21 protein-coding genes are annotated in these 24513 nt (G+C 64.8%); 13 read left to right on the forward strand and 8 right to left on the reverse strand.

The genetic code is table 11. The features are described 5' to 3' along the window. Positions 1-186: 186 nt before the first annotated feature. Entirely contained in the window at positions 187-612 is a 426-nt protein-coding gene (locus ACVI1L_RS04080) for a DUF983 domain-containing protein (RefSeq protein ID WP_057018899.1), read from the reverse strand. A gap of 135 nt (positions 613-747) precedes the next feature. Here ACVI1L_RS04080 and ACVI1L_RS04085 point away from each other — a divergent pair, with 135 nt between their 5' ends. From ACVI1L_RS04085 to ACVI1L_RS04095, 3 genes are all read left to right on the forward strand, one after another. Next, positions 748-2085, forward strand: coding sequence for an aminotransferase-like domain-containing protein (locus tag ACVI1L_RS04085; RefSeq protein WP_456782344.1), 1338 nt, complete (start codon positions 748-750; stop codon positions 2083-2085). Between the two features lie 107 nt (positions 2086-2192). Then, entirely contained in the window at positions 2193-3491 is a 1299-nt protein-coding gene (locus tag ACVI1L_RS04090) for a serine hydrolase domain-containing protein (RefSeq protein ID WP_233475833.1), read from the forward strand. 614 nt (positions 3492-4105) lie between these two features. Further along, a complete protein-coding gene (locus tag ACVI1L_RS04095; RefSeq protein ID WP_456782345.1) occupies positions 4106-4990 on the forward strand; it encodes a hypothetical protein in 885 nt (294 codons plus the stop codon). A 524-nt stretch (positions 4991-5514) separates the two neighbouring features. On the opposite strand, the gene ACVI1L_RS04100 is transcribed toward ACVI1L_RS04095, so the two are convergent. Continuing rightward, positions 5515-6747 (reverse strand): rhodanese-like domain-containing protein, encoded by a 1233-nt coding sequence (locus ACVI1L_RS04100; protein ID WP_456782346.1) that lies wholly within the window; start codon positions 6745-6747, stop codon positions 5515-5517. A 246-nt stretch (positions 6748-6993) separates the two neighbouring features. Between ACVI1L_RS04100 and glgC the strand changes: the two genes are divergently transcribed. Both glgC and glgA read left to right on the forward strand, forming a co-directional pair. Further along, on the forward strand, positions 6994-8256 hold the full coding sequence (gene glgC / locus ACVI1L_RS04105) for a glucose-1-phosphate adenylyltransferase (protein ID WP_057018901.1): 1263 nt from the start codon (positions 6994-6996) through the stop codon (positions 8254-8256). After that, positions 8253-9707: a glycogen synthase GlgA gene (glgA, locus tag ACVI1L_RS04110; RefSeq protein ID WP_456782347.1), complete on the forward strand. Its 1455-nt coding sequence runs from the start codon at positions 8253-8255 to the stop codon at positions 9705-9707. Before glgC ends, glgA begins: the two co-directional genes overlap by 4 nt. 65 nt (positions 9708-9772) lie before the next feature. Here glgA and ACVI1L_RS04115 read toward each other — a convergent pair whose 3' ends face one another. The 4 genes from ACVI1L_RS04115 to ACVI1L_RS04130 form a co-directional block, all read right to left on the reverse strand. After that, positions 9773-10087, reverse strand: a complete 315-nt coding sequence (locus ACVI1L_RS04115; protein ID WP_456782348.1) for a hypothetical protein — start codon at positions 10085-10087, stop codon at positions 9773-9775. A gap of 131 nt (positions 10088-10218) precedes the next feature. After that, a complete protein-coding gene (locus ACVI1L_RS04120; RefSeq protein ID WP_456782349.1) occupies positions 10219-11349 on the reverse strand; it encodes a serine hydrolase in 1131 nt (376 codons plus the stop codon). A 524-nt stretch (positions 11350-11873) separates the two neighbouring features. Further along, positions 11874-12362 carry a DUF417 family protein gene (locus ACVI1L_RS04125; protein ID WP_456782350.1) on the reverse strand — a complete coding sequence of 163 codons (489 nt, stop codon included), beginning with the start codon at positions 12360-12362 and terminating at the stop codon, positions 11874-11876. A 196-nt stretch (positions 12363-12558) separates the two neighbouring features. Further along, the gene (locus ACVI1L_RS04130) at positions 12559-13194 is read right to left on the reverse strand and encodes a TetR/AcrR family transcriptional regulator (RefSeq protein ID WP_076829047.1); all 636 of its coding nucleotides are present in this window, start codon (positions 13192-13194) and stop codon (positions 12559-12561) included. A 248-nt stretch (positions 13195-13442) separates the two neighbouring features. Here ACVI1L_RS04130 and ACVI1L_RS04135 point away from each other — a divergent pair, with 248 nt between their 5' ends. The 8 genes from ACVI1L_RS04135 to ACVI1L_RS04170 are packed head-to-tail and all read left to right on the forward strand — an operon-like array spanning position 13443 to position 22203. After that, a complete protein-coding gene (locus tag ACVI1L_RS04135; RefSeq protein WP_456782351.1) occupies positions 13443-14753 on the forward strand; it encodes a phytoene desaturase family protein in 1311 nt (436 codons plus the stop codon). Positions 14754-14758: 5 nt separating this feature from the next. Beyond that, positions 14759-15613 (forward strand): ABC transporter ATP-binding protein, encoded by an 855-nt coding sequence (locus ACVI1L_RS04140; RefSeq protein ID WP_057018847.1) that lies wholly within the window; start codon positions 14759-14761, stop codon positions 15611-15613. Continuing rightward, entirely contained in the window at positions 15610-16404 is a 795-nt protein-coding gene (locus ACVI1L_RS04145; RefSeq protein ID WP_057018903.1) for an ABC transporter ATP-binding protein, read from the forward strand. The genes ACVI1L_RS04140 and ACVI1L_RS04145 overlap by 4 nt, the downstream gene beginning before the upstream one ends. Beyond that, positions 16404-18338: an AMP-dependent synthetase/ligase gene (locus tag ACVI1L_RS04150; RefSeq protein ID WP_057018848.1), complete on the forward strand. Its 1935-nt coding sequence runs from the start codon at positions 16404-16406 to the stop codon at positions 18336-18338. Before ACVI1L_RS04145 ends, ACVI1L_RS04150 begins: the two co-directional genes overlap by 1 nt. Then, the gene (locus tag ACVI1L_RS04155; RefSeq protein WP_057018849.1) at positions 18339-19211 is read left to right on the forward strand and encodes a branched-chain amino acid ABC transporter permease; all 873 of its coding nucleotides are present in this window, start codon (positions 18339-18341) and stop codon (positions 19209-19211) included. Then, entirely contained in the window at positions 19211-20257 is a 1047-nt protein-coding gene (locus tag ACVI1L_RS04160; protein WP_057018850.1) for a branched-chain amino acid ABC transporter permease, read from the forward strand. Before ACVI1L_RS04155 ends, ACVI1L_RS04160 begins: the two co-directional genes overlap by 1 nt. Positions 20258-20291: 34 nt before the next feature. Then, entirely contained in the window at positions 20292-21452 is a 1161-nt protein-coding gene (locus tag ACVI1L_RS04165; RefSeq protein WP_057018851.1) for an ABC transporter substrate-binding protein, read from the forward strand. A gap of 4 nt (positions 21453-21456) precedes the next feature. Next, complete coding sequence (locus ACVI1L_RS04170; protein ID WP_057018852.1) at positions 21457-22203, forward strand: NAD(P)H-dependent oxidoreductase; 747 nt, start codon at positions 21457-21459, stop codon at positions 22201-22203. Between the two features lie 184 nt (positions 22204-22387). Here ACVI1L_RS04170 and ACVI1L_RS04175 read toward each other — a convergent pair whose 3' ends face one another. Both ACVI1L_RS04175 and ACVI1L_RS04180 read right to left on the reverse strand, forming a co-directional pair. Continuing rightward, complete coding sequence (locus ACVI1L_RS04175; RefSeq protein WP_082653921.1) at positions 22388-23581, reverse strand: acyl-CoA dehydrogenase family protein; 1194 nt, start codon at positions 23579-23581, stop codon at positions 22388-22390. After that, a complete protein-coding gene (locus ACVI1L_RS04180; RefSeq protein ID WP_456782352.1) occupies positions 23578-24513 on the reverse strand; it encodes an alpha/beta hydrolase in 936 nt (311 codons plus the stop codon). Before ACVI1L_RS04180 ends, ACVI1L_RS04175 begins: the two co-directional genes overlap by 4 nt.

Below are 24513 nucleotides of genomic sequence, written 5' to 3' on the forward strand. Positions count from 1 at the left end.
ACATCACTGTAGCCCGCATGAGCACAGCGATATGCGGGGCTGCTGTTCCCGGATGTCGCTTCGCTCATCCGGGCTACAATTCTGATTGGTTACATCATCACTGTAGCCCGCATGAGCGGAGCGATATGCGGGACCACTGCTCCCGGATATCGCTTCGCTTATCCGGGCTACGATTCTGAGATCGCGTCAGGCTTCGCGAGTCCGTCCGACGCTGCTTTGCGCCCGGGCGGGCGCCACCGCACGCCGCGTCGCCGCGAATCCCTCCATCCCCAGTTGCCACTGCAGGCCCACGATCGCGCCCTTGGTCGGCTGCAGCAGCGCGAGCGCGCTGAACAGCGTGAAGGGCAGCCAGATCGCCAGTTGCAGCCAGGCCGGCGGCGCGTAGTTCATCTCGAGCCACAGCAGCGCCGGCACCACGACGTGGCCGACCACGACGATCACGAGATAGGCCGGGAAATCGTCCGCGCGCTGCGGGGTGAAGTCCTCGCTGCAGACTTCACAGTGATCGGCGACCTTGAGGAAGCGGCCGAACAGATGGCCACGCCCGCAGTTCGGGCACTTCATGGTGAAGCCGCGCCACATCGCCTTTGGCAGGGAAACCGTCTCGGTCATCGTCGTTTTCCTTTCGCCGTCGTCCTTGACCTGATCTGGATGATCCATACAATATGCATTCTAGCACCTACAATCAAAGACAAAGCGTCGAATTGCATGGATTGGATCCCTACAGTTTCGGAATGGCACGGCCCGATGTTTCTGCGCATCGTCGATGCGCTGGCCGCCGACATCGCGAGCGGCCGGCTGGTGCGCGGCCAGCGGCTGCCGACCCATCGCGCGCTGGCGTCAGCGCTCGATATCGATCTGACCACGGTGACTCGCGCCTATGGCGAGGCGCGGCGGCGCGGACTGCTCGACGCCCGTGTCGGCCAGGGTACGTTCGTCTCGGAGACCACCGCGCGCGCCACCTCCGACCTGCCCGCGCCCGTCAACATCGACCTGTCGATGAACCTGCCGCCGCAGCCGGTCGAGGCCAATCTCGACCTGCGCATTGCGCAGGGACTTGCGACCATTCGCTCCGAGGCCGGGTTCTCCGCCTATCTCGGCTACACGCGTCCGGGCGGCACCAATGAAGAGCGCGAGGCCGGCGCCGCGTGGCTCGCGCCGCGGGTGCCGCAGGCCTCGGCCGACCGCATCGTGATCTATCCGGGTTCGCAAGCGATCATCTTCAACACGCTGTTGGCGCTGACATCGCCGGGCGATGTCGTGGTGACGGAGGCGTTGACCTTTCCCGGCATCAAGGCCGCGGCGGCGCGGCTCGACGTCCGCCTGGTCGGGGTTGCGATGGACGCCGAGGGCGCGCGGCCCGAGGCGCTCGACGAGGCCTGCCGCAAGCACAAGCCGAAGGCGGTCTATCTGGTGCCGACGCAGCAAAACCCGACCACGGCGACGATGAGCGCGATCAGACGCAAGGCGATCGCCGATATCATCAGCAAGCGCGGCTGCGTCCTGATCGAAGACGACGTCTACGGGCCGCTCGAACCGCAAATGGCGCCGATCGCTACGCTCATTCCGGAGCGCACCTACTACGGCGCGAGCATCGCAAAATGCATCGCGCCCGCCCTGCGCGTCGCCTATCTCCTGGCGCCCGATGCCGCCGCCGAGCAGCGCATGCGCGCCGGCATGCAGGCCACCATGCAGATGCCGCCGTCGCTGATGGTCGCGCTGGTCACGCAATGGCTGCGTTCCGGCGTCGCCGCCGACATCATCCGCGCCATCCGCAACGAGGCCGCGGCGCGCCAACAGCTCGCGGCCCGCTTCCTCAAAGGCGTCAGCTATGCGGCGCGGCCGGCGAGCCACCATCTCTGGATGCCGCTGCCGAAACATTTCGACGGCACCGACCTGTTGTCGCATCTGATGCGCAACGGTCTCGCCGTGGTCGGCGAAGACGCCTTTGCGGCAGGCGATGCCGCGCCGCGCGGCCTGCGCGTGTCGCTGGGTGCGGCACGCAACCGCGCCGAACTGAGCCAGGCGCTGCAGGTGTTGTCGAATGCGGTGCGCACGCCCGTCGGCGCTACCCAAATCGTATAATTCCGGCGATCGCCGGGAATAAACTCGCCCCAAAATGATTATGGTGCGCGGGAGCGCGCGCCGCTAAAACTCTGCGCTCAGGGCATCAGGCAGGGGCAGGCTTTTCAATGTCGTGCGGGTATGATCGGGCAGTCCACCGTGCTGTGCTGTCGCTTCGCGGAGCAGTGACCGCGATCGGTTGTCTTGCAGTTGTCATATCAGGCGCGGCGCGCGCCTCCGATGCCCCTGCCCCGGTGCCGGAAAAACTCGAACGCATCACCGCATTCTTTGATAACGAGGTTGCGACAGGAAAGATTCCGGGCGCGGTCATCCTGATCCAGCAGCACGGCAAGCCGGTCTACCTGAAGACCTTCGGCTATCGCGACGTCACGACCAAATCGCCGATGCGGCCCGACACGATGTTCGCGCTGCATTCGATGACCAAGCCGATCACCAACACCGCCGCGATGATGCTGGTCGACGAGGGCAAGTTGTCGCCGCAGGATCCGCTGTCGAAATACATCCCGGCCTTCGCCGACGTGAAGGTCGCCATCGAACCGGACGGTGGAAACGATCCGGCCAAGGTTGAGCTGGTGCCGCCGATCCGGCCGGTGACCATTGAAGATGTCATGCGGCACACTTCGGGCATCACCTACGAATATATCGGTGCCGACTGGATCCAGAAGATCTACCGCGCAGGACATCTGTTCGACGGCAAGTTCGACAACGAGGAATTCGTGGCGCGGCTGGCCAAGCTGCCGCTGTCGCGACAGCCCGGCACGCTGTGGCGCTACGGCCATTCCACCGACGTGCTCGGCCGGGTGATCGAGATCGTCTCGGGCAAGACGCTCTATCAGTTCGAGAAGGAGCGCCTGTTCGATCCCCTGAAGATGAACGACACCAGATACGTGCTCGATGCGGAGACCGAACGGACAAGGCTCGCCGAGCCGCTGCCCTCGGACACCATCCTGATCGAGGGCGAGAACGACCGGCGCGCGCATCCGGAATGGGAATCCGGCGGCGGCGGCCTGGTATCGACCATCCTCGATTATGCGCGCTTCGCGCAGATGCTGCTCAACGGCGGCGAGCTGGACGGCAAGCGCTATCTCAACCCCGCAGCCTTCAAGACCATGACGACGGACCATATCGGGCCGGGCTCCGGTGTCGGCCGCGACTACTGGTACTTTCCCGGCGACGGCTTCGGCTATGGCTACGGCATCGCCGTGCGCACCGATCCCGGCATTGCCAAGCCACCACCGCCCGGCTCGATCGGCGAGTTGAAATGGGACAGCGGCAGCGGCACCTATTTCGGCGTCGATCCGAAGCTCGACATGATCTACATCATGCTCGAGCAGACCCAGAACGAGCGCCAGCGCATTACGCCCGCGTTCCGCAAGCTGGTCTACGACGCGTTCAGCCCGGATTGAGTTCCCACCGTCATTGCGAGCGCAGCGAAGAATCCATGTCTCCGCATGGGATAGATGGATTGCTTCGTCGCTTACGCTCCTCGCAATGACGCGGAAACCTTCCCGCCTTACGACTTGCGCCGAACCGGTTCCTGCCTGCGCCGTGCTGCGGCCGCGATCAGGCTCGCGGTGCATTCGTCGCAGACGAACGCACACCCGTCCGTAAACAGGCCGACCCGTGCATTGAGGCCGATCGCATCGTCGTCGACGATCCATCGATAATGCCACCGCAGCACACGCATTGATGGCGCAACGCCAATTCCCGTTCCATGACGCGCTCTCCAGCCGTCGCAGCTTCCTCTCCGCTGCTTCCCTCACGCTATATACTATCGTATATATCGCGACGACAAGGCAGGCGGGTGAACAATCCGGTCGGGAACCCTGCAGACAACAACCATCGACCGGAGACGATCGCCAAGAAAATCCTGCCTGGTCCAACCAGGTTCATCGAGGAAACGCGATCATGATAAAGAACAAGGGCGCCGCGGGACGTCCGCGCGCAACGGGGAAAACTGCTCGAGATCCGCCGCGCATCGCTAGCGGCCATCATCCTTGCGCTCGGTGCGGCCGGCGCAGTGCGCGCCGAAACAGCTGCGGTCGGCGTTCCCGACAAGAGTTTTCCGGAGAGCGTGACCTCGACTTCCGACGGGACGCTCTACGTCGGCAGCTTCAACCATGGCGGCGTGACGAAGATCTCGGGCGGCAAGGCCGAGCAGCTGGTCAAGCCGGGCGCCGCCGACAGCCGCTCGACGCTGGGCGTGCTCGCCGACGAGAAGAGCGGCACGCTCTATGTTTGCTCCAACGACATCAGCGCTATGGGCGTGGCGGGGCCGAGCGACACCAAGGGCGCCTGGCTGAAAACCTTCGATCTCAAGAGCGGCGCGCCGAAGGGCAGCTTTGCCTTGAGCGATCCGAAATCGTTCTGCAACGACATCGTGGTCGGTGCCGACGGCACCGCCTATGTGAGCGATTCCTTTGCGCCGTTCGTCTACAGCCTGAAGGCGGGCGGCACGGCGCTGGCGACGTTCGCGACCGATCCGCAGCTCGCGCCCGCCAAGGACGGCGTCGGGCTCGACGGCATCGCGATCGGCGCCGACGGCAATCTTTATGTCACGACCTTCATTCCGGCAAAACTGTTCAAGATCGAGATGAAGGACGGCAACGCCGGCGCCGTGACCGAGCTGAAGCCGTCGCGGCCGCTCGACCACGCCGACGCGTTGCGGGCGCATGGCGGCGGCTTCCTGCTGATCGAGGGCAACGGCAAGCTCGACAAGGTCACGGTGAAGGGCAGCGAGGCTACCATCGACACCATCAAGGATGGCCTCGCCGAGCCGGTCTCGGTGACGCAGGTCGGCGATGTCGGCTGGGTCGCCGAGGGCAAGCTGTCCTACGTGATCGGCGACAACAAGGGCAAGGACCCCGGTCCGTTCAAGCTGACGCCGATCGCGCTGCCGAAGTAGCGACGGGCTTGGTTACGCTTCGCAGCAAACTCGGTGTATCTCCCCGGCTTGCGGGGTCGAGACGAGCGAAGCTCGCTGTTAGGTCGGGTCGCATCGATAGATGCGATCCGACTCCTCACGGCGTTCGTGCTTAAAGGCCGCGCCGTACTGGATGCCTGTGCGGGGTATGGCACCGGAGAGATGAGAGCCCGCGGCTCCCTCCAACACGTCGTCCCTGCCTAGTGCGCAATTGCGCACGGGAGCAGGGACCCATACTCCGCGGCGGACCTTGTTGAAGGAATTCGTCGTTCCAGCATCGCCCAGCAATTGGCATTTGTGGTTATGGGTCCCTGCTTTAGCAGGGACGACCATGCCGGCACGATTTCTGAATAATGGAAAAGTACCACTGATTTGCCCGACGAGTCAAGTTGCCGTGTCCGCCGGCAGCCACCGGCTCCTTTGCATGGGGTTGTTTTCGATATTTTGGCAGTGCGCCCCTGCGTCTCGGCACCGATGCGGTCGCCCCGCCGTCACCACGTCATCCGCTAGATCACATAGAACCCGTGCGTGCCGTCGCGGCGCAGCTGCTCGACGAGGCCGTACTCCCAATCGAGATAGGCCTGCATCGCCTGCTCCGCGACGCCGGTGCCCTCATAGGGTCGCCGGTAGCAGTGCGCGGGATCGGGCCGCGGCACGATGCGCGGCGGGCCGACTTCGAGCCGGCCGTCATAGCCGCCGTCGAGCACATAGACCTCCCAGCCCATCTGCGCGAGCCAGGACGCCGTCATGTCGGCGCGGATGCTTTTGTCGTCGCTCAGCACGATGCGCGCGCCGCGCACGGGAGCGGCCATGTCGATTTCCTGCACCAGTTGGCCGCCGGCATAGTGACGGAAGCCGGCAAGGTGACCGGCCGCGTAATCCTCGGCATCGCGCACGTCGAAGCGATACAGCGTACGGTGCGCGTCCTCGTCCAGCGCGGCGAGTTCATCGATCCCGATGTGACGGACGCCGGCGCGATAGGCGACGTCGCGCGCATTGTCGCCAGCGCCCTCGAACGGACCGATGCCGCCGCGCTTGCTGGCGCCGTGCTCGAGATCGTGCTTCGCCAGCGTCCAGCCGATCGTGCCGTTGCGCAGCGCCCGCACCTTGTTGGGCAGTCCGGCATTGATCAGCGACTGCGTGCCGATGATCGAGCGGGTGCGGCCGGCGCAGTTGACGATGATGGTGGTGTCGGGATCCGGCGCCGCGCCGCTTGCGCGCAGCACCAGCTCGGCGCCGGGCACGCTGATCGAGCCCGGGATGTTCATGGTGGCATATTCGTCGAAGCGACGGACATCGAGGATCGCGATGTTGGCCTTGTCCGAAATCAACGCGGCGACCTCGTCGGCACTCAGCGACGGCGTGTGCCTGCGCGACTCGACCAACTCGCCGAACGCCTTGGCGTAGGAATTGACATCCTCGAACACCTCGTAACCGGCCGCCTTCCAGCCTCCTAAGCCGCCGGCGAGCGCGGCGACATTGCCGTAGCCCAGCGCCATCAACTGCTCCACGGCGGCAGCGACCAGCCCCTCGCCATTGTCATAAAGAACGATCGGCACGTCCTTGCGCGGCAATCGCAGCTCGGCTTCGAGCGCGATCCGGCCGGCCGCCATGTTGGCGGCAAACAGCGGATGGCCGGTGGCGAATTCCGCCTCATGCCTGACGTCGAGCAACGCGATCTCCCGGCGCAGCAGCAGCGTTGCGCGGATGTCCTGGGGCGTGACGGAAGCAAGTGTCATGGAATGCTGGCCTGACAGAAGAAAACGGCAGGCTTGCTCTAGGCCGAAATCACGTCTCGTCAATAGCTTTAACCGGCCCGCAACCCCGATCTTCACGAGCGGGGGTCCGGGGAACGAAAGCCCGCCATCCCGCTTTGCTCAACCGGGATGCACTTGCTACGTTCCCAATCGCCCCGTTGGCGCCCGATCAGGCCTTCCGGACAAGAGAAGGTAGCGGGGCCAGCCTGAAGTTCTGGGAGGATGACCATGAGATCCGTCGGAAATGAACCCTTGTCGCGTCACGCCCTCGCCTTCGTGCTGGCCGGCGGACGCGGCAGCAGACTTCAGGAGCTCACCGACAAACGCGCCAAGCCCGCGGTCTATTTCGGCGGCAAGTCACGCATCATCGATTTCGCGCTATCCAATGCGGTGAATTCGGGCATCCGCCGCATCGCGGTGGCGACCCAGTACAAGGCGCACAGCCTGATCCGGCATCTGCAAGGCGGCTGGAACTTCTTCCGGCCGGAGCGAAACGAGAGTTTCGACATCCTGCCCGCAAGCCAGCGCGTCTCCGAAACGATGTGGTATGTCGGCACGGCCGACGCGGTCTACCAGAACATCGACATCCTCGAAGCGCACGGCACCAAGTACATCCTGGTGCTCGCCGGCGACCACGTCTACAAGATGGATTATGAGATCATGCTGAAGCAGCATGTCGAAAGCGGCGCCGATGTCACGGTCGGCTGCCTTGAAATGCCGCGGGCTGAATCCAGCGCCTTCGGCATCATGCATATCGACGAGACCGGCCTGATCCAGTCCTTCCTCGAGAAACCCGCCGATCCGCCACCGATGCCCGGCAAGCCCGACAAGTCGCTGGCCAGCATGGGCATCTATGTCTTCAATTCGGAATTCCTGTTCGACGAGTTGCGCCGCGATGCCGTTGACCCGAACTCGGCTCACGATTTCGGCAAGGACATCATCCCCTATATCGTGAAGCACGGCCGGGCGATCGCGCATCAGTTCAACGATTCCTGCGTCCGCTCCGGCGACGATCCCCGCTCCTACTGGCGCGATGCCGGCACCGTCGATGCCTATTGGGGCGCCAATATCGATCTCACCGACGTGGTGCCCGAGCTCGACCTCTACGATCGATCATGGCCGATCTGGACCTATGCCGAGATCACCCCGCCTGCCAAGTTCGTGCATGACGAGGACGGACGACGCGGCCAAGCGGTGACCTCACTGGTCTCGGGTGCCTGCATCATCTCGGGCGCGTCGCTGCGCCGCTCCCTACTGTTCACCGGCGTGCACGTCAATTCCTACGCCAATATCGAGAATGCGGTGATCATGCCCTATGTCAATGTCGGCCGCGGAGCACGGCTCCGAAACGTCGTGATCGATCGCGGGGTGAGGATTCCGGAAGGGCTCGTGGTCGGCGAGGATCCCGAATTCGACGGCAAGCGCTTCCGCACCACCGAGAGCGGCATCACGCTGATCACGCAGTCGATGATCGACAGGCTGGGGACATGACGCCCATCCGCGTCCTCGCAGTCGCCTCTGAAGTCTACCCGATCGTCAAGACCGGCGGCCTTGCCGACGTGGTCGGCGCGCTGCCGGCTGCGCTGAAGCAACACGGCGTCACGACGCGGACGCTGGTGCCCGGCTATCCCGACGTGCTCAAGGCGCTGGCCGCGGCGGAGACGCTGCTGCACTGGCCGGAATTCTACGGCGGGCCGATCCGCGTGCTGGGCGGCACGCATGATGGCCTCGATCTGTTCGCGCTCGACGCGCCGCATCTCTATGCGCGGCCCGGCAATCCCTATGTCGGCCCGGACGGACGCGACTGGCCGGACAACGGCATCCGCTTTGCCGCGCTGTCGCGGATGGCGGCGGAGATCGGCCAGGGCGCGATCACCTCCTTCGTCCCCGACATCGTGCATGCGCATGACTGGCAGGCGGGCCTCGCACCCGCCCTCCTGCATTATGCCGGGCAACCGCGGCCCGGCACGGTGATGACCGTGCACAACCTCGCCTATCAGGGCCAGTTCTCGCCGGACATGCTTGCCGCGTTCGGCCTGCCGGGCGAATCCTACGCGCTCCATGGCGTCGAATATTACGGCACCATCAGCCTGTTGAAGGCCGGCCTGCAATTCGCCGACCGCATCACCACGGTGTCGCCGACCTATGCGCGGGAGATTCAAAGCGACGAGGGCGGCATGGGGCTCGGCGGCCTCCTGCGCGAACGCGCCGATGTGCTGAGCGGCATCCTCAACGGCATCGACATATCGGTGTGGAATCCGGCCACCGATCCCGACATCGCGGCACGCTTCAGCGCCGAGCAGCCGGCGGAGCGCGCGGTGAACAAGGCGGCGCTGCAGCGGCGCTTCGGGCTTGATCCCACGCCGGATGCGATGCTGCTCGGCGTCATCAGCCGGCTGTCATGGCAGAAGGGCCTCGACCTGCTGCTCGAGAACATTCCGACGCTGCTCGGCGAAGGCATTCAGCTTGCGCTGCTCGGCAGCGGCGATCGCGACCTGCAGGATCGCTACGCCGCGCTGGCGCGCGACAATCCCGGACGGATCGCGGTCGTGATCGGCTACGACGAGGCGCTGGCGCATCTGATCCAGGCCGGCGCGGACGCGCTCGCGGTGCCGTCGCGCTTCGAGCCGTGCGGCCTCACCCAGCTGTGCGCGCTGCGCTACGGCGCGGTCCCTGTTGTCGCCAATGTCGGCGGCCTTGCCGACACCGTGCTCGACTTCGACGAAGTCGCGATCACCGGCGATGCGCCGACCGGCGTCAAGTTCGCACCCGTCACCTCGGATGCGCTCGCCCACGGCTTGCGCAAGGCAAACCTGCTGTTCAACGACAAGGTGACATGGCGCCGGCTGCAGCAGGCCGGCATGGCCAGCGATGTCTCCTGGCACAATCGCGCCGGCCGCTACGCCGCGCTCTATCGCGAGCTCGCGACGACGCGGCGCTAGAGCACGATCCGGAAAAGTGCCAACCGGTTTTTCCGCGACAAAACGCGAAGCGTCTTGCGCTGAGATCAGTTCAGCAGATCGCAGGACGCGATGCGGTTGATGTCGGCGAGGCGCCGGTCGGGATTTCCCTTGAGATCAAGGCTTGCGACGAGATCGAGCAGCCGGCCATAGGCGCGGTCGGCGACCGCGACCGGCAGCGGCTCCTCGTCGAAGGTTTCGACGTAGTTGCCGACGAGTCCGCTCAGCAGCCGGCAAACGCCGCGTTGCTCCGGGTCGTCCTTGCTCAGAATCTCGAGTTTTTGCTGGAAGGTCCTGAAGGTTCGCAACCCATGGGGCTGTTGCGAAAGCCAACTGTGCAAATCAGGATACAGATCGGTCATATCAGCCTCTTCAAAATGGAGAAGAAGCTACCGGCTTATACAGCTCATCACGGTTCCGCGCCATCGCGATTTTTGCATGCATCCTCTGCCCTGCCGCGCAGGCCGTGTCATTGGACTGGCACGTCCTGCGATTAAAGTCGCGCGAGGGCCGGCAAGATCCTGTAGCGCGCGATCTCGTGCGGATAGTCGCCGCGATTGGCGAGCAGCACGATGCCGAGCCTGCGCGCCGGCACCAGGCCGACATAGGCTGAGGCGTTATTGAGACCGCCCGGCTTGTCGATCACGGTGATGCCGTCCAGCCGCACATGCTCCCATGCCATCGCCTGGCCGAACTTTTCGTCGACGCGAAAACTCTCCCGCTCGGTCATCTGCAACGCTGCGCGCAATTCGGGATCGATCACCGCGCCGTCGAGGCAGGCGCCCAGCAATATGCCGAGATCGCGCGCCGATGAGAACATCTGGCCGGTGCCTGGAAAATCGTAATAGCGCTGCTGATTGCCCGGCGGACCGATCGCCGTGCCGTCGTGGGAGTAGCCCTGAACCACGCGCTGCATCAGCTCGGGCGCCATCCTCGCGCGGTTGTCCTCGCTGCGGTCCGGAACGAAGGTCGACGTCATTCCGAGCGGATTGAGGATGCGGCTCCCGATCAACGTCGCGATCGGCATCTCATAGCGCCGCTCCAGCACCAGCTGCAGCAGGACATAGCCGGCATGGCTGTAGATGCGCTGCTTGCCCGGCTGCTCTCCTGCCGGCGGCGTCCACGCGTTGAGCATCGCGATGAACTGATCACGGCTGAAGGTCCCGACCGGCCATGGCGGATGATCGGTCGGCAGCAGCAGCCCCGACGTATGATTGACGAGTTCGCCGATGGTGACGCGGCTGACGTAGTCGCCGTTGAGCTCGGGCAGATACTTGCCGACCGGATCGTCCAGCCGCAATTCGCCGCGCTCGGTGCCGAGCGCGACCAGCGTCGCCTCGAACAGCTTGCGCAACGAGGCAAGGTTGAACAGCGTGTCCGGGGTGACCGGCCGCTTCGCTGAGTCATCAGCGAAACCGTAGTTGAAGAACGCGACCCGGCCCCCGGCATAGACCGCCGCGGCGAGGCCGCCCGGGTCGGTCGCGGTCGCGGTCGGCGCGAGTTCCGTCGTGACGATGTCCCTGATCTGCGCGTCCATGTCGGAATCCGCGCGCGCTCCCCCAAGCACGCTACCAGCGACCACGAACAGGACGGCCGCGATCCGGACGGTGAGCCATTGTCTCATGAAGAACGAAATCGGCACGATGTTGCGATGCGACCTGCAGACAATCTGTTCACCATCGATAGATGGCGACATCACGATCCTAGCGGTGGAACCCAAGCGTCCGAATTCACGATTGCGCGTCTTGCGCCGTTACCCGCCCGGCTGGGGACGGGGCGGCCCGATCGCTGTTCCGGTGGTCACTTCCGGAAGCCGCGATCGCGACCGCCCTCCCACTCCAGCCACGGTGCGGGAACTGCAATCGAACTAAAAAATGCGGGACGTTTGAAAATGACGGGAGTGGGCTTCGACGAAACGGCAAGATCGGCGCTTGCCGATCGGGCCAAGGATATTTCTGACTTCGTCACATTCCGCTCCCAACCGGGGACGTTTCTTCCTAGCAACAATTCGTCAATCGAAGGTTGCATAAGCCGATCGGATTCGATTTTCAAGACACGGTCGTCCGCGACGTTTTGTCCTGTTCCAGATGCCGGATGCGCGCGATGACTGTTTAACCATTGGTCAACCATCGATGCGCGGCGCGACACCTATTTGGCGCGCGAGCGGACGATCGACCGCGGCAACGACGCCAATAGCAGCACGAGGCAGACGCACAGAAGCACGATGTCCTTGAACAGGAACTCGCCGGCCAGGTTCCAGGCCATCGGATCGGTCGACAGGCTCCATTTGACCACCCCCGGCGTCGTGAAGAAGAACGACCACGTCACCGCGAAGGTGAAGACGCCCATCAACGAGCCGATCGCCGAGAGAAGCGGGCTGAACGCGCCCGCGACGAGCAGCGCCGCAATGCCGAACTCGGCCACCCCGAGCACATAGGCCTCGCCCCGGAGACCGAACACCGACAGCCACGAGATGAACGGGCTGTTGCTGATGAACTGCGCGATGCCTTGCGCCGACTGCAGCGTGAATTTCTGCATGCCGAACGACACGAAGATCACGACCATGACCCAGCGCAGGATCGCGAGCGCTCCATAAGACCCCTCGCCTTGTTCGGCGATGTTGAACGACAGATTCATGTGGTTGTTTCTTCCCTCGCTGCGGAGCCACCATCGGCCGCTGTTGCGGCGTTCGTGGCAAAACTACGCGGCGCGCCGCGCGTGCGTTACGCGCGGGACAACGTCTCGGCCTTCACGATGATGTGCAGACGAGATGAGGAATAATCGCTGCGAGAGATGTCTTCGGCGTGAAGCCGCAGTGCGCGCCGCGTCGGCCTCACGCGCGCTGGCGCAGCGGCCGCGCGGCGTTCTTTGCCGGCACCGGCATGGTGAAGCCGTACAGGAACAGATCCACCACCATGTCGGCGAACTCCCCTGGATCGATCCCGCCCTTCGGATCGTACCAGGTGTGGCTGAAGTTCAGGATGCCGAACAGCATCATGCTGTAGATCTTCTTGGTCCGCTTGACGATCTTGCCTTCCTTGTCGAGCTTGACCAGAAGATCCGAGACCGTGTCGACGAGTTGGCGCTCCAGCGCCTTGATCGCATCCTGCTCGGTCTCGCCGAGGAACGAGAGGTCGTTGAGGATCACGCGCTGCTCGTCGCTCGAACGCGCATTCAGCGCGACGATGGCCTGGATCGCGGCGCGGAACTGCTCCAGCGTCGTCGCCTTTTCGGCCATCGCGGCTTCGACGTCCGCGATCATCTCGCGGATATGGGCGTCGAGGATCGCGAACAGGATCGCTTCCTTGGAATCGAAATAATGGTACAGCGCGCCGCGCGACAGCTTGCAGGCATCCGCAAGGTCGGCGATCGAGGCACGCATGTAGCCCTGCCGCGCGAACAGGCCGCAGGCAGTGGTGAGAATGTTCCGCTGAATCTCGTCGTAATTCTCTGAGCGCGTCCGCGCCATTGCCGTCTCTCTCATGCACCATCGGCGCCGCCGGAATCGGGCGACTGCCTCTCTCTATACTACCGCCGCCCCACGCTCTCCTCCCCTTTGCGGGCACCATCCACCAGACTCTTCCATCGCCCGTGCGACGAGCGACCTGCGTCAAAAAATAATTTGAACGACCGGTCGGATTATATTAGACTGCCTTCCATCAAGCAAGCGGATTGCGCACGCCGGGAGCAACCCGGCGGCATCGCGGGAGGTTGCGCGTGGATTCTCAGAGGATCGATGCTGTCGTGATCGGAGCCGGCGCCGGCGGGCTGTGCGCCGCGGCGCGCCTCGCCCATGGCGGGCTGCATACGCTCGTCGTCGACGACAAGGACCGGCTCGGCGGACGCGCCTCGACCGAGGAGATCGACGGCTTCAAGGTCAATATCGGCGCGATCGCGATCGAGTTCGGTGGCGTGTTCGAGGAAACCTTCCACACCGTCGGCGCCCCGCTCGACATCCGCGCGCCGGAGCCCGCGAGCTCGTTCTTCATCGACGGCAAGGTGATCGATGTCGGCCGCGGCGGCTGGTCTCTGCTGCTCGGGCAACTGACCAAGCAGGCCTCGCGCATCCTGGAGAAATTCGCCGACGCCCGCTCCGGCAACCTGCCCGACGGGCGACAATCGACCGAGGACTGGCTGAAGGGCTACACCAGCAACGCCACCGTGCACGCGCTGTTCCGCAATCTTTGCGCGGCGATCTTCGCCTGCAACGCCGCCGAGCTGCCGGCCCGCGCCTTCCTCACCTATTTCACCAGCAAGGGCGCCTTCAAGAAATTCGGCTTCTGCCCGCAGGGCACGATCGGCGTCTGGAACAGTCTAGGCAATGCCGTCAGGCGCAATGGCGACATCTGGCTCGAAACACCGGCGACCACGATCCACACCGCGAACGGCAAGGTCGAAGGCGTCACCGTGCTCAGGAACGGCGAGCGGGTGCGGATCGACACCGATCTCGTGATCAGCAATGCGGGACCGAAGGCCACCGTCGCGCTCGCCGGCAGCGAGGCGTTCCCGGCGGATTATATCACCAGGGTGAAGAACGACCTTCGCCCGGCCGCCAACATCGTCATCAATGTCGCGAGCCGCGAGCCGCTGATCGGTCATCCCGGCATCGTCACCTTAGGCAAGACGCGCCGGCTCTGCAACATGGCCAACCTCTCCGCTACCTGTCCGGAATTGGCGCCGCCCGGCTGGCACCTCTATGTCGCCTATGCCGTGCCGGTACCCGCGCTCGGTGACTTTGACTCCGATGCAGAAGTCCAGCTCGCGCTCGAGGATCTGCGCGAGCAGTTCGCGAATTTCGACCAGGCAAAAATCCTGTCGATCCGGGTGATGCGCGACGACTGGCCGGCACAACGGAGTTGCGCCGGCTACGATTTGCCGCGCGAGACCGGTATCGAGGGCCTGTGGTGCGTCGGCGACGCGGTGAAGCAATATGGCAATGGCGGCACGCAAGCCTGCGCCGAGACCGCCAAGCTCGTCACCGATGCGATCCTCGCCGCGCGCCCTCGCCGGTCAGCAGGCGGGGTCTGAACGCGATGCCGACGACCATCCCGCATCCGATGCCGCAAGCAGCGCCGCAGGCCGCACCGGCGCAGGATGGCTTGCTTGAATTCCGCAACATCCGGATCGTCTACGACAATGCGATCGAGGCGATCCGCGACGTCTCGATCGCGGTGCCCGAGGGCAACATCGTCGCCCTGCTCGGCTCCAACGGCGCCGGCAAATCGACGCTGCTGAAGGCGATGTCCGGCATCCTCTATACCGAGGAAGGCGTGATCGAGAACGGCAGCATCCGCTTCCGCAATGACGAGGTGCATCGCCTTGCGCCGGACGAACTGGTCCGCCGCGGCATCGTGCAGGTGCCGGAGGGCCGCCGCGTGTTCGCGGCACTCACCATCGACGAGAACCTGCAAATGGGCGGCTACACCAGGACCAGCGCCGAGGCGCGCGAGCGCCGCGACAAGGTGTTTACGCTGTTTCCACGACTATATGAGCGGCGCGACCAGATCGCCGGCTACATGTCCGGCGGCGAGCAACAGATGCTCGCGATCGGCCGCGCGTTGATGACCGATCCCGTGCTGCTGGCGCTCGACGAGCCGTCGCTCGGCCTCGCGCCGCTGATCATCGACCGCATCTATGAGGTGATCGTCCGGCTGCGCGACGAACTGAAGATGACGGTGCTGCTGGTCGAGCAGAACGCGCAGCGCGCACTCGACATCGCCGATTACGGCTACATCCTGGAGACCGGCCGCGTCGTGCTCGACGGCACGGCGGCGAAGCTCACCGCCAATGAGGACGTCCAGGAATTCTATCTCGGCGTCTCCACCGCCGGCCGCAAGAGCCTGCGCGACGTCAAGCATTACAAGCGTCGCAAGCGGTGGCTGTCGTGACCGCGCTGCTCACGGTCGAGAAGCTGTCAAAACGCTTCGGCGGCCTGCAGGCGGTCGCCGATGTCAGCCTGCGCGTCGCGCCGGGCGAGATCTGCAGCGTGATCGGTCCGAACGGCGCCGGCAAGACCACGCTGTTCAACATGATCTCGGGCGTGCTGCGGCCGAGCGGTGGCCGCATCACGTTCGACGGCATCGACCTCTCGACGATCTCGCCGTGGAAATTTGCCGCCGTCGGTATCGGCCGCACCTTCCAGAATCTGGCGCTGTTCAAGCACGGCACCGTGGTCGAGAACATCCTGACCGGCCGCCACACCCATCTGCGCTCGACCGTGCTTGATGCGGTGTGGTTCTACGGGCGTACCCGCAAGGAGGAAATCGCGGCACGGCAGCGCGTCGAGCACATCATCGAATTCCTCGAGATCGAGCATATCAGGGACGCCGTGGTCGGCACACTGTCCTATGGCCAACAAAAGCGCGTCGAGCTCGCCCGCGCGCTCGCCTGCGAGCCGAAGCTGTTGCTGCTCGACGAGATGGTCTCCGGCATGAACCAGGAGGAGACCGAGGACATCGCGCGCTTCGTGCTCGACATCCGCGACGAGCTCGGCATCACCGTCGTGATGATCGAGCACGAGATGCGCATCGTGATGGACATCTCTGACCGGGTCCATGTGCTGAATTTCGGCCGCAAGATCGCCGAAGGCGCACCTGGTGCGATCAGGCGCGATCCGGCAGTCGCGGAGGCCTATCTCGGCGGTCAGCGCACTGACGCGATGACAAAGGCAGGCGCGTGATGTCGACGCTGGACAGCCTGCGCACCGCTCATCCGCCGCTGCCAGCCAGCGCCGCACGCAGTGTGCCCGCAGCCGGCATCGACGCGTTGCAGGCTACGCTTGCGGACGCCGCCATCACCATCCCGCAATTGCTACGGCAGCGCGCCGCCATGCACGGCGAGGCGCTGGCGCTGCGCGAGAAGGATTACGGCATCTGGAATCCCTATTCCTGGCGGCACTATTACGACACCGCGCGCGCGGTGGCGCTCGGCCTGCTCTCGCTCGGCATCAAGCCGGGCGACCGGATCGCCATCGCCGGCGAGAACACGCCGGAATGGTTTTACGCCGATCTTGGTGCGCAGATGATCGGCGCGGTGGCGGTCGGCATCTATCCGACCAATCCCTGGGTCGAGCTGCAATATATCGTCAAGCATTCGGGCGCCCGCATCGTCGTCACCGGCGACCAGGAGCAGACCGACAAGGTGCTCGACGCGATGGCCAATAATGGCGGCCTGCCGGACCTCGAGGCCATCGTCTGCGTCGACATGAAGGGCCTGCGGCATTACCGGCAAACGGAACTGACGTCGTTCGCCGCATTGTGCGAGCGCGGCAAGGCCTACGCCCAGCAGAATCCGGAGGCCGACGCGACGCTCGACCGCCTGATCAGTCAGGGCGCGCCCGACGACGTCTGCATCCTCGTCTACACCTCGGGCACGACAGGTCCGCCCAAGGGCGCGATGCTGACCCATCGCAATCTCGTCTACGCCGCCTATGCCTACGCCAGGACCGTCGGCATTGCCGACAAGCCGTTCGAGGCGGTAAGCTATTTGCCGCTGTGCCATGTCGCAGAGCGCTGCTACGGCACGGTGACCCATCTCGTGCTCGGCGGCACCGTCTCCTTTGCCGAATCGATCGACACCGTCGCGATCAACATCCGCGAGATCGCACCGACCTTCTTCGTCGGCGTTCCCCGCATCTACGAGAAGCTGCAGCAGGGCTTTCTGTTCCGCCTCGGCGAGAGCGGTCGCCTGCGCCAGAGCTTCACCAGGGCCTGCCTCGCCTGGGGCCGCACGCTGTCCGACCGTCGACAGGCCGGCAAGGCCAATGTGCTCGACCGCGCCGCCTACGGGCTGCTCTATCTCCTGATGTTCCGCAATTTGCAGCGCCATCTCGGCTTCGCCTACAGCCGGCACCGGCTGTGCGCCGGCGCCTCGATCTCGCCGGAGACGCTGCGCTTCTTCGACATCATCGGCCGTCCGGTGTCGCAGGGCTATGGCCTCACCGAAAGTGGCGGCGTCGCCTTCATCCAGACCGCAAGCCATCACCGGATCGGCGGCTGCGGCGTGCCGCTGCCGCAGACCGAATGGAAGTGCGACACCGACGGCGAGATCCTGCTGCGCAACCCCGGCGTCTTCAAGGGCTACTTCCTCGACGAGAAGGCCTCGACCGCCTCGCTGGAGCCCGGCGGCTGGCTGCGCACCGGCGACATCATCGATGTCCTCGACAATGGCGAGATCGCCGTGGTCGACCGCAAGAAGGCGATCATCATCACCGCTGGCGGCAAGAACATCGCGCCGTCCGAGATCGAGAACGCGCTGAAGGATTCCGAATTCATCAAGGAAGCGATCGTGGTCGGCGAGGCCAGGAAGTATCTCGGCGCCATCATCCAGGTCGATTACGACAATGTCGGCCGCTGGGCGCGCGAACGGGCGCTCGCCTACACCAACTACAAATCGCTGTCGCAGCTTCCCGAAGTGAATGAGCTGGTCGGGCGCGTCGTCAACGAGACCAATAAGCGGTTCGCCCGGGTCGAGAACATCAGGCGGTTCGCCGTCCTGGAAAAGGAGCTCGACCATGACGACGGCGAGCTGACCGCCACCCAGAAGGTACGCCGCGCCATGATCGAGAAGAAGTTCGCCCGCGAGCTCGCCATCATCTACCGGGCGGAGGGCTGAATGCAGTATCTCGTCCAGCTGCTGATCTCGGGGCTCGCGATCGGCGCGATCTACGGGCTGATCGCGATGGGCTTTGCGGTGATCTACAAATCCACCGGACTGGTCAATTTCGCACAGGGCGAGATGACGATGATCACCGCCTATATCGCCTGGACGATCTCGACCACGGTCAGCGGCAATGTATTGGTCGTCGCGGTGGGCGCGATTCTCGCCGCTGTCCTGCTCGGCCTGATCATCGAGCGCCTCGTGATGCGGCCGATGCTGGGCGAGCCGGTATTCGCGACCGTGATGGTCACGATCGGGCTCGCCGTGATCCTGCGCTCCGCCATCAACTTCATCTGGGACGCCTACCCGCACGGCCTCGACATCGGCATGGGCCGCGGCATCGTGCATCTCGGCGGCATCGGCGTGCGTACCGGGCAGATTGCGGTCATCGCGACGCTGCTTCTTCTGCTCGCCGCGATCTGGGCGTTCTTCCGTTACAGCAAGGTCGGGGTTGCGATGCGCGCGGTCGCAGCCGACGATCGCACGGCGCTGTTGATGGGCATCAGCGCAACAAGAGTTCATGCGCTGGCCTGGGCCGCGTCTTCGGTGATCGCCGGCATCGGCGGCGTGTTCTTCGCGCTGTCTTATGATCTATCGCCGGCGATGTTCCAGCTCGGGCTGAAGGCGTTTCCGGCCACCATCCTCGGCGGCCTCGACGCCGTGCTCGGCTCCGGCCTCGGCGGCCTCCTGATCGGCATCACCGAAAACCTGGCCGGCGGCTATATCGGCTCCGGCATGAAGGAGGTCGCGGGCTTTGCCATGATCATCATCGTGCTGATGATCCGCCCGTTCGGCATCTTCGGCGAACGCGACATCGAGAGGGTGTGATGCGCACCGGCGATTACAAGCAGAGCTACGGCGAACTGGTTGCGCTGATCGATTCCCCGCCGGTGTGGCTATGGTCGGCCGTGCTGCTGCTGGCGCTGATCACCGCTCCTTTTGTGCTGAACTCCTACGCGCTATCGTTCCTGATGATCATCCTGATCACGGTCACCGGTGCGCTCGGACTCAACATCCTGACCGGCTACACCGGCCTGATCTCGCTCGGCCATGTCGGTTTCCTCGTCACCGGTGCCTATGCCTATGCGGTGCTGGTCTCGAAGTACCACATGCCGCCGCTGGTCGGCTTCTTCGGCGCCGGCGTGGTGCCGGCGCTGGCGAGCCTGATCGTCGGTGCGCCGTCGCTTCGGCTCAAGGGACTTTACCTCGCCATCACCACGCTCGCCTTCTCCTTCATCATCAACACCGTGATCCTGGAGATGCGCTGGCTCACCAACGGCGCACGCGGCATTCAGGTGCAGCGGCCCGAGATCCTCGGCATCAGCTTCGACGGCGACGCGGCCTTCACCTATCTCTGCCTCGGCATCGCGGCACTGACGCTGTTCGCCACCCTCAACATCCGCCGCAGCCGGGTCGGCCGCGCCTTCGTCGCGATCAGGGACAACGACACGGCGGCGCGCGTCATGGGCATCAACCTGCATGCCTACAAGCTGTTCGCCTTCGTCACCTCGGCGTTCATCACCGGCATCGCCGGCGCGCTGTACGGCATCTATCTCTCCTTCGTCAGCGTCGAGGGCTTTCCGTTCCTGCTCTCGATCGAGGCGCTGGCGATCCTGATCGTCGGTGGACTCGGCTCGGCGCTCGGCGCGGTGCTCGGCACCATCCTGATCGTGCTGCTGCCGGAGGCGACGCGGCTCGTCTTCAGCCTGTTCAGCGCGCAGATGGACGCGACCTTCACGACCGGCGCGCAGGAGCTGAAGAGCATGCTCTACGGCCTCGTCATCATCCTGTTCCTGCGCTTCCAGCCGCGGGGGCTGGTCGGCGCCTGGCACGACATCAGGCGGGCCTGGGTGCACTGGCCGCTGCGCTACTAATCAAAAAAAGACGCAACACCATGAGGAGGAGACAATGATCAGACACCTGGCAGCAGTTGCGCTGCTGCTCACCACGGCCTGTCTCACGACCGGCCCGGCTACTGCCGCCGATCCCGGCATCACCGACAGCGAGATCCTGATCGGCGACGTGGAGCCGCTGACCGGCCCGCCGGCGCTGCTGGGCGTCGCCGCCTCGATCGGCCACAAGATCGCGATCGCCGAAGCCAACGCCGCCGGCGGCATCAACGGCCGCAAGATCAAATATGTGCTGGAGGACGACGGCTACGTTACCGCGCGAACCATCCAGGGCGTCAAGAAGGTGATCGACGTCGACAAGGTCTTCGCGATGCTGGGCATCTCCGGTTCGGGCCAGTCGATCGCCGTGATGCCGGTGCTGGAGAAGTCCGGTATCCCGACCGTGATCGACGTCGCGCCGGTCAAATTCCTGTGGGAGCCGGCGCGCAAGAACGTGTTCGTGGTCGGGCAATCCTACGAGGAGGGCATCATCCACCTCGTCAACTTCCTCGCCGACAGGAACCCCGGCAAGAAATGGGGCCTGATCACCCAGGACGACGATTACGGCATCACCGTGCGCGACGGCTTCGATTCCGTGGTCAAGGCCAAGAAGCTGAACGTCGTCTACAGCGGCAACTACAAGAAGGGCCAGCAGGACTTCTCGTCCGACATGCTGCAGCTGAAAGATGCCGGCGCCGAGGTGTTTTTGGCCGGCGGCATCATCGCCGAGAACATCGCGATGACAAAGGAGCTCGAGAAATTGAACATCAAGCCGGTGACCGGCATCTTCTGGCCCGGCCGCATCGAGCCGGTACTGAAGCTGATGGGCCCGGCCGGCGACGGCATCTACGCCGTTGATTATGTCGAGCCGTTCGCCGGCGCGGCGGGCAAGGCGTTTCTCGAGAAGGCCAAGCCGCTGGTGTCGGAGGCCGAGTTCAAGGGCATCAACCGCTACACCATGACCGGCTATGCCGCCGCGAAGGTCTTGATCGCGGCGATCGAGCGCTGTGGCAAGCAGCCGACCTGGGCCTGCACCATCTCGGAACTGGAGAAGACCAGGAATGTCGAGACCGGCGTGATGGCGCCGATCAGCTTCGGTCCCGGCGTCCGCTTCTCCAACCAGAAGCTGCAGATCATGCAGGCCGATGCCGCGACGCTCAGCTTCAAGCCGGTGAACTAGAGAGATGAAGGTCCTGATCGTCTTTGCCCATCAGGAGACGCAGTCGTTCAACGCTGCACTGCTGGCGCGGTCGGTGGCGGAACTGACCGCGCTCGGGCATACGGTCAGGATCTCCGATCTCTACGCCATGCGGTTCAACCCGGTAGCGACCGCCGAAGACTTTGGCGCGCGGCGGTTTCCCGACCGGCTGCAATATGACCGCGAGCAGAAATACAATCTGCAGCACGGGGCGCTCAGCGGCGACATCGCCGCCGAGATCGAGAAGCTGCTGTGGTGCGACCTCCTGATCTTGCAGTTTCCGCTGTGGTGGTTCTCGGTCCCCGCCATCATGAAAGGCTGGATCGACCGCGTGTTCGTCAACGGCGCAATTTACGGCAGCGGCCGCCGCTACGACACCGGCGGCCTTGCCGGCCGCCGCGCCATGGTCGTGACCTCGACCGCCGCCTATCCCGGCATGTGCGCGCCCGACGGGCTGGTCGGTGCGCTCGATGTGGTGCTGTGGCCGATCCAGAACGGCATGCTGGCCTATGCGGGCTGCAAGGTGCTGCCGCCGTTCGTGTCGTATTCAGTGAACTTCGTCGACGAGGCCACGCGGCACCGCTATCTCAACGACTATGCCGAACGGCTGCGGCGGCTCGAGACCACCGAGCCGCTGTTCTTCCACCCGCTCGCGGATTTTGGCGAGGACTGGCGGCTGAAGCCGGGCATTGCGGCGCAGACTGTCGGCCAGGGCGCTCGTGCCCAGAAATGACATGACCCGGACGTAGGTCTGCTCCCTCGCCCCGTTCTTACGGGGAGAGGGTTGGGGTGAGGGGCCGCATCCGCAGACGCGCTGCCAGAAACGCTCGTGGAGACTCCCCCTCACCCGGATCGCATCTCACGATGCGATCCGACCTCTCCCCGCAAGCGGGGCGAGGTAAGAAAGAGCGCCGGCGTCACATCCTTTTCGCCACTTCCTCCAGCATCACCTCGGTGGCGCCGCCGCCGATCGTCAGCACCCGCGCGTCGCGCACCATGCGCTCGATCGGGGTGCCGCGCATGAAGCCTGAGCCGCCGTGCAGTTGCAGGCAGCCATGCACGACCTCGTGCAGCACCTCGGGCGACAGCGCCTTCACCATCGAGACCTCACGCAGGCAATCCTGCCCGGCCGTCGCGAGTTCGGCGGCCTGATAGGCCAGCGCCCGCGCCGCCGCCGCCTTCGCGGCAAGCTGGGCGAGCTTCAGCCGCACGCCCTGCTGATTCCAGAGCGGGCCGCCGAATGCCTGCCGCGTCTTCACGTAATTCGTCGTCAGCTCGATCGCCTTGGCGGATTCGCCCGCGCAGATGCCGCCGATGCAGATGCGCTCGTTCTGGAAGGTCTCCATGATGCCATAGAAGCCCTTGTTCTCCTCGCCGAGCAGGTTTTCCGCCGGCACGCGCACGTCCTGGAACGCGATCTCGGCGGTGTCCGAGCAGAGCCAGCCATGCTTGTCGAGCTTGGTCGCCGTGATGCCCGGCGTGTTGCGCTCGACGATGAACAGCGAGATGCCGCGGCTGCCCTTGGCATGCGGGTCGGTCCGCGCGGCGACGATCAGGATGTCGCCATAGACCGCGTTGGTGATGAACATCTTTGCGCCGTTGATCACCCAGCTGTCGCCGTCGCGCCGCGCCCGCGTCTTGAGGCCTGCGACGTCGGAGCCCGCATCGGGCTCGGTCACCGCGATCGAGCAGACCGTCTCGCCGCGGATAATCGCCGGCAAATACTTCTGCTTCTGTTCCGGCGTACCGCGCAAGGAGATGTGCACCGCCGACATGTCGGTATGCACGAGGATCGACGAGGTGAAACCGCCGAAGCTGGAGCGCCCCAACTCCTCGGCGAATACCATCGAGGCCAGCGGCCCCATGTCGGTGCCGCCATGGTCGACCGCGTGGCGCATGCCGAGAAAGCCGAGCGCGCCCATGCGGCGATAGATCTCGCGCGGGATCTTGCCGTCGCGCTCCCACGCCTCGGCATGCGGCACTACTTCCTTCTCGACGAAGCGGCGCACCTGCTCGCGCAGCATGCGCAGCTCCTCGGGCAGATTGGGCTGCTCCGAAAAGTGGAACTCGGCCTCAGTGAGCTGGCGCGGATCCGACGTCATGACGTTCATTGTGGCGCCCTCTCATGGCCGATGTGAAGATGGTTGCGCAAAAAAGCTGCCAGCGATGCGATCGCCTCGCGCGCCTGCGAAATCTCCGGGAACATCTGGAAGACGTGGATCATGCCGTCCCACACCTGGAGCTTGACGTCGACACCGGCAGCCTGCGCCCGGGCGGCCAGTTCCGTCGCATCGTCGCGCACGGTCTCGCGGTCGCCGACCTGCACCAGCAGCGGCGGCAGACGGGTGAGATCGGCATAAAGCGGCGAGGCCAGCGGATCGCGGACATTGCCGTCCTTGCCAAGGTAGTTCTTCGCCAGCGCCAGGATCATCGCGCGCTGGTGGATCGGATCGGCCTCGGCCCTGCTCTGATAGCTCGCGCCGCTCGCGGTAAGATCGGTCCAGGGCGACATCAGCGCGGCGGCGGCGGGCAGCGGCAAGCCACGGTCGCGCGCCGCCAGCATCGCGCACAGCACGAGATTGCCGCCGGCCGAATCCCCGGCGAAGGCGATATCCGCCGGATGCAGCCCCTGATCGCGCAGATATCGATAGGCAATCAGCGCATCCTCGAGTGCCGCGGGGAAACGATGCTCCGGGGCAAGCCGGTAATTGATCGAGAGCACGCGGCAGCCGGATGCATCGGCGATCCGTGCGGCCAGGTCGCGATGCGACGCGACCGAGCCGATACGGAAACCGCCGCCGTGAAAATAGAGGATCACCTTGTCGCGCGATGCGCCCGTCGGCACGAGCCATTCGCCGTCGACCCCGCCGGCGGCGACCGGTTGGCGCGTCACCGGCACCGAGCAGCCGGCAAAGGCGGCGTCCCAGTCGTCGCGCATCTGCGCCGCCGATGTATCGCGGGTCCAGCCGCGATAGATCGCGCGCAAACGCTCGATCGCGCGATCGACCGGCGTGATTGCGATATCGTCGTCCGCGCTGCCCAT

The sequence above is a fragment of the Bradyrhizobium sp. USDA 4516 genome, from assembly GCF_054055915.1.